General features: G+C 73.4%; 6 protein-coding genes and 1 pseudogene. All 7 read left to right on the forward strand.

The genetic code is table 11. The annotated features are described in order from the left end of the window. Positions 1 to 150: 150 nt before the first annotated feature. Entirely contained in the window at positions 151 to 816 is a 666-nt protein-coding gene (locus JNW91_RS29345) for a response regulator transcription factor (protein WP_203178752.1), read from the forward strand. Then, complete coding sequence (locus JNW91_RS29350; RefSeq protein WP_203178754.1) at positions 813 to 1,877, forward strand: sensor histidine kinase; 1,065 nt, start codon at positions 813 to 815, stop codon at positions 1,875 to 1,877. The genes JNW91_RS29345 and JNW91_RS29350 overlap by 4 nt, the downstream gene beginning before the upstream one ends. Before the next feature lie 144 nt (positions 1,878 to 2,021). Then, complete coding sequence (locus JNW91_RS29355) at positions 2,022 to 2,816, forward strand: threonine ammonia-lyase (protein WP_255545325.1); 795 nt, start codon at positions 2,022 to 2,024, stop codon at positions 2,814 to 2,816. Then, a complete protein-coding gene (locus tag JNW91_RS33275; RefSeq protein ID WP_309244517.1) occupies positions 2,768 to 3,040 on the forward strand; it encodes a pyridoxal-phosphate dependent enzyme in 273 nt (90 codons plus the stop codon). The genes JNW91_RS29355 and JNW91_RS33275 overlap by 49 nt, the downstream gene beginning before the upstream one ends. After that, on the forward strand, positions 3,037 to 4,167 hold the full coding sequence (locus tag JNW91_RS29360; protein ID WP_203178756.1) for a D-alanine--D-alanine ligase family protein: 1,131 nt from the start codon (positions 3,037 to 3,039) through the stop codon (positions 4,165 to 4,167). Before JNW91_RS33275 ends, JNW91_RS29360 begins: the two co-directional genes overlap by 4 nt. Further along, entirely contained in the window at positions 4,164 to 4,841 is a 678-nt protein-coding gene (locus JNW91_RS29365; protein WP_203178757.1) for a M15 family metallopeptidase, read from the forward strand. Before JNW91_RS29360 ends, JNW91_RS29365 begins: the two co-directional genes overlap by 4 nt. Before the next feature lie 58 nt (positions 4,842 to 4,899). After that, positions 4,900 to 5,295, forward strand: a pseudogene (locus tag JNW91_RS29370) (septal ring lytic transglycosylase RlpA family protein); the annotation flags it as partial.

The raw sequence follows: 5,295 nt of genomic DNA on the forward strand, positions 1-5,295 counted from the left end.
GGTGGGACGAAGCGGGCGGGGCCTGGGCTGGGGGTGGTTGCTGCCCGCTGGGTGGCGCCGTGGAGGATGGCTTCGGCAGGTGCTTACAGAACCCTTAACCCCGGTCTGCGACGGTGTGCCGGGCAAGCCGAGCCACGGGGGAGTGGAAGCGTGCGGGTGCTGGTGGCGGATGACGAGCGGTTGTTGGCGGATACGGTGGCCGAAGGGCTGCGTCGCCTCTCGATGGCCGTCGACGTCTGCTACGACGGCGACGGCGCGCTGGAGCGGATCGGGGTGAACCGGTACGACGTCGCCGTGCTGGACCGGGACATGCCCGGGCACACCGGCGACGAGGTGTGCCGCAGCATCGCCGGGTCCGCCGCGGGCACCCGGGTGCTGCTGCTCACCGCGGCCGCCGGCATCCGCGACCGGGTGGAGGGTCTCGACCTCGGTGCGGACGACTACCTGACCAAGCCGTTCGCCTTCGCCGAGTTGGTCGCCCGCGTGCAGGCCCTCGGCCGCCGTTCCACACCGGCGCTTCCGCCGGTGCTTGCCCAGGACGGCGTGGTGCTGGACGTGGCCCGGCACGTGGCCACCCGCGACGGCCGGTCGCTGGCGCTCAGCCCGAAGGAGTTCGCCGTCCTGCACGTGCTGCTGCGCGCCAGCGGCCAGGTGGTCAGCGCCGAGGAGTTGCTGGAGCAGGCCTGGGACGAGTTCGTCGACCCGTTCACCAACGCGGTACGGGTGACCGTGATGACGCTTCGCAAGAAGCTCGGCGACCCGCCGGTCATCCACACCGTGCCCAAGGCCGGCTACCGCCTCGGCGGGCCGGCGTGAGTTGGACGCCCCGTCGCCGGGTGCTGCTGGTGGGCCTGTTGGCGTTGCTGGCCGGGCCGGTGCTGCCGGCGGCCGGCCACTGGCTGACAGGGCTGATCCTGGTCCAGGGTGAGACGCTCTGTGCCGTGCCGCTGCCCGGTCTGACGAGGGCGTGCGGGCGGGCGAGCGGGACCGCGTTCGTGCTGCCGTTGGTGGCGGTGCTGATCGTGACCCTGGCCACCCTGGCGGCGCTCTGGTTCGGTGCGGCGTGGTGCATGCGCCCGGTCAAGGCCCTGGCCGAGCCGATCGGACACCTGGGCCCGCAGAACCTCGGCTATCGGATCCGGCCGAAGGGCAGCGACGAGTTGGCAACGTTGTCCCGGGCGATCGACGAGATGATGGAACGCGTCTCCGCCGGCTACGAGGGGCAGCGGCGATTCGCCGCGAACGCCTCGCACGAGCTGCGTACTCCCCTCGCCGTGCAGCGGACGCTCATCGAGGTCGGCATGGCCCGGTCGCTCACCGCCGAGCAACTGGAGTTGCTGACCGGCCAGTTGTTGGAGACCAACGAGCGCAACGAGCGGCTCATCGAGGGCCTGCTCGCGCTCAGCGAGTGCGAGCAGGGCCTGCGCTCGCGGATACCGCAACGGTTCGACGAGATCGTCGGCGCGGTGCTCGCCGGGTACCAGGACAGCGCCCGGGAGGCCGGCGTCACCATCGACAGCCACCTCGCGCCCCGGGTCGTCGTCGGTGAGCGGGTGTTGCTGGAGCGCCTGGTCGTCAACCTGGTGGAGAACGGGATCAAGTACAACCGGCGGGGCGGCTCGTTGACCGTCACGGTTGGCGGCGTGCCCGCGCTGTCCGTGGTCAACACCGGTCAGCCCGTGCCGGCCGAGGCGGTGGCCGGTCTGTTCGAGCCGTTCCGCCGGCTTGCCCGGGACCGCACCTCGCACGGCGGCGGCGCCGGCCTGGGCCTGGCCATCGCCCGTTCGATCACCCAGGCGCACGACGGCATCATCGCGGCCCGGCCCGCCGAGTACGGGGGCCTGTGCGTCGACGTCCACCTTCCCCATCCGACCTAGCGCTCCCACCGATCGACCCCGGGGTCCGCGTACCACTGGATCCCGCCTGTGACGTGCCCGAAACGGCTCGCGCCCGCGACGCGGGTGGTGTGGGCGGACCTCGCCGGTCGCGCCGACCATCCGGTACACGAAGAAGGAGAAACCATGTCAGGCACCACCGGTCCGGTCCGGGCCGATGTCGAGGAGGCCGCCCGGTGGCTCGCCGGCCGGGTGGTCCGTACTCCCGTGCTGCGGTCTGCGGTCATCGACGAGTTGGCCGGGGCCCGGGTCCTGCTCAAGGCGGAGAACCTGCAGAACGGCGGCTCGTACAAGATGCGCGGCGCGCTGCGGGCGGTCGGCCGGCTCGCCGCGAGCGGGCACACCGGGGTGATCGCGCAGAGCACCGGCAACCACGCGGTGGCGGTGGCGTTGGCGGCCCGCCAGCACGGCCTCGCGGCGACCGTGGTGCTGCCGGTCGACGCGGCGCCGACCAAGGTCGAGCGGGCCCGGGCGGCGGGGGCGCGGGTGGTGTCAGCGGGCACCGACGTCGAGGAGCGGGTGGCGATGGCCCGTGCGCTCAGTGACGAGACCGGTCACCCGGTCGTCGACGCGTACGACCATCCGGACGTGATCGCCGGGCAGGGCAGCGCCAGCCTGGAGTTGATCGAGCAGGCCGAACGCGCTGGCACGCCGCTGGACACGCTGGTGGTGCCGGTCGGTGGGGGCGGCGGGGTCGCGGGCGCCTGCCTGGCCGCCGCCGGCACCGGCATCGAGGTGTACGGCGTGGAGCCGGTGGGCTGCGACTCGCTGGCCCGCAGCCTGGCGGCCGGCGAGCGTGTCCCGGTCGCCCCGGCGGCCACGATCGCCGACGGGTTGCGGCCGACCTGCGTGGGTGAGCTGCGTTCGCCATCGTGCGGACCGCGTTGCGCGGCGTCGTCCGCGTCGACGACGACGAGATAGCGGCGGCGTTCCGGCTGCTCCTGATGGATCTGAAGGTGCTCGCCGAGCCGTCCGGCGCGGCCGGGCTGGCCGGCGCGCTCCGGCTCGCCCCCGCGGCGGGTGCGGGTCGACGGCGAACGGTCGGCGTGGTGCTGACCGGCGGAAACGTGGAGGCGGCGTTGGTGGCCCGGTTGACGGTCCAGCGGCGCGCCGAGGTGACGACTGTGGAAGGGGTGGCGGCATGAGCGCGCCAGTTCGGATCGGAATTCTGTTCGGCGGCCCGTCGGCGGAGCACGAGGTGTCGTGCGCGTCCGCGCTCGGCGTGGCCCGGGCGCTGTCCGGCGGCGGGTACCGCACGGTGGCGATCGGCGTCACCCGCAGCGGCGGGTTCCGGCTGATGCCCGACGCGATGCTGGCCGAGCTGCGGGACCGGCCGGCCGGTGAGCGGGCCATCGACGACCGGCTGACGGTGACCGGGCCGGCGGTCGACCTGCGGGCCGGCCCCCGCCCGGGCGTCGTGCAGGTTTCCGCCGGCGACGCTTCCGGTGCGGTGCACGCCGAACTGGACGTGATCTTCCCCGTGCTGCACGGCCCGTTCGGTGAGGACGGCGTGGTGCAGGGGCTCCTGGAGTCGCTGAACGTGCCGTACGTCGGGTGTGGGCTGCTCGCCTCCGCCGTCGGCATGAACAAGGTCGCGATGAAGCGGGCGCTGCGCGCCGAGGGCATCCCGGTGACGCCGCAGGTGGCGTTCGACGCGCAGACCTACCGCGAGACCGACGACCCGGAGAAGCTGGTGGTGGGGCTGCGCCGGCCGCTGTTCGTGAAGCCGGCCAGCATGGGTTCCTCGATCGGCATCTCCCGCGTCGACCACGGCGACGACCTCGCCGCCGCGGTGGAGGAGGCGCTGCGCCACGACCAGCTCGTGCTGGTCGAGCAGGGGGTGACCGGCCGCGAGTTGGAGTGCGCGGTGCTCGGCGGATGGCGGCCGGAGGCGTCGCCGGTGGGCGAGGTGCGGGTCGCCGGCGGCTGGTTCGACTACCAGCAGAAGTACTTCGGCAACGCCGACCCGATGATCGTCCCGGCCGTGCTGCCCGAGGAGGTGACCGAGCGGGTACGTGAGCTGTCGCTGCGCGCGTTCGCCGCGATCGGCGGCTGGGGCCTCGCCCGGGTGGACTTCTTCTACGACGAGGCCACCGGCGACCTGTACGTCAACGAGCTGAACACCATGCCGGGCTTCACCGCGCACTCCATGTACCCGAAGGTGTGGGCGGCGGCCGGCGTCAGCTACCGGGAGGTGGTGGACCGGCTTGTCGAGCTGGCCCGTACACGGCACGCGGAACGGTCCGCGATCGCCGAGCGGAGCGCCGGATGATCCTGCTCTCCGACCCTCGGGTGGCGGCGGTGCCCAGCGCCGACGACGGCGACCCGTTGGTGGACCTGCGGGGCCTGCCGGAGTTGCGGCTGGACGGGCGTGCGGCGGATTCCGCCGGGGCGTACGCCCACCTGCGGGCCGGTGTCGCGGACCGGTTGCTGGCCGCGCAGCGTGCGCTGCCCGGCGGGCTGCGCCTGCTGGTCATCGAGGGGTACCGGCCGTACCGGGCGCAGTTGGCCATCTTCACCGGCTACCGCGAGGAGTTGCGCCGGCGCCACCCGGACTGGTCCGCCGAGCGGCTGCACCGGGAAACCACGAAGTTCGTGTCGCCGGTCGACGTGGCCCCGCACAGCACCGGCGGTGCGGTCGACCTGACCCTGTGCACGGACGAGGGCGTCGAGCTGGAGATGGGCACGGCCGTCGACGCCACCCCGGAGGACAGCGCCGATGCCTGCTTCACCGACGCCCCCACCGTCGACGCGACCGCCCGCCGGCACCGCCAGATCCTGGCGGACGCGCTCGGCGGCGTCGGGCTGGTGAACTATCCGACCGAGTGGTGGCACTGGTCGTACGGAGACCGTTACTGGGCGCTGATCACCGGGGCGCCGCGCACCCGGTACGGGCCGGTGGACCTGTCCGTTGCGCGATCGGTGCCGGTGTCGGCTGAACGGTAGAGCCCTGCCATCCGTACCAGGCGGTGAAGGACACCACCGAGGGCGGGAGTGAACGGCGATGAGGGTGCAGCGCAAGCACGTGCTGGCGGCGAGCGTGGCGGTACTCGCCGCGGTGGGCGTGGCGGTGGGTACCGGTTTCGGCTTCGCCGGCACCGCCCCGGCGCAGTCGTCCGTCTGCTCCGGCTCGGTCACCTTCTCGGCGGAGGGCGGGGCACCGGCGGCGACCAGCGACCGCTTCCCGGTGGGTACCCGGCTGCGGGTGACCAACCTGGACAACGACCGGGCCGCCACGGTGACGGTGACCGGCCCGTCGGGCAGTTGTGTGCTGCTCAACGCGGCGGCCATGGAGCTGGTGCGGGAGCCGGGCAAGAACGTGATCCGCCGTAACGTGGTCGAGCGCCTGGATGGTGCTGCGCCGGCGGCCGGTGCGCCGGCCGCCGGCACGGTACGCCCC

The sequence above is a fragment of the Micromonospora parastrephiae genome (assembly GCF_016802865.1).
GTDB lineage: Bacteria > Actinomycetota > Actinomycetes > Mycobacteriales > Micromonosporaceae > Micromonospora > Micromonospora parastrephiae.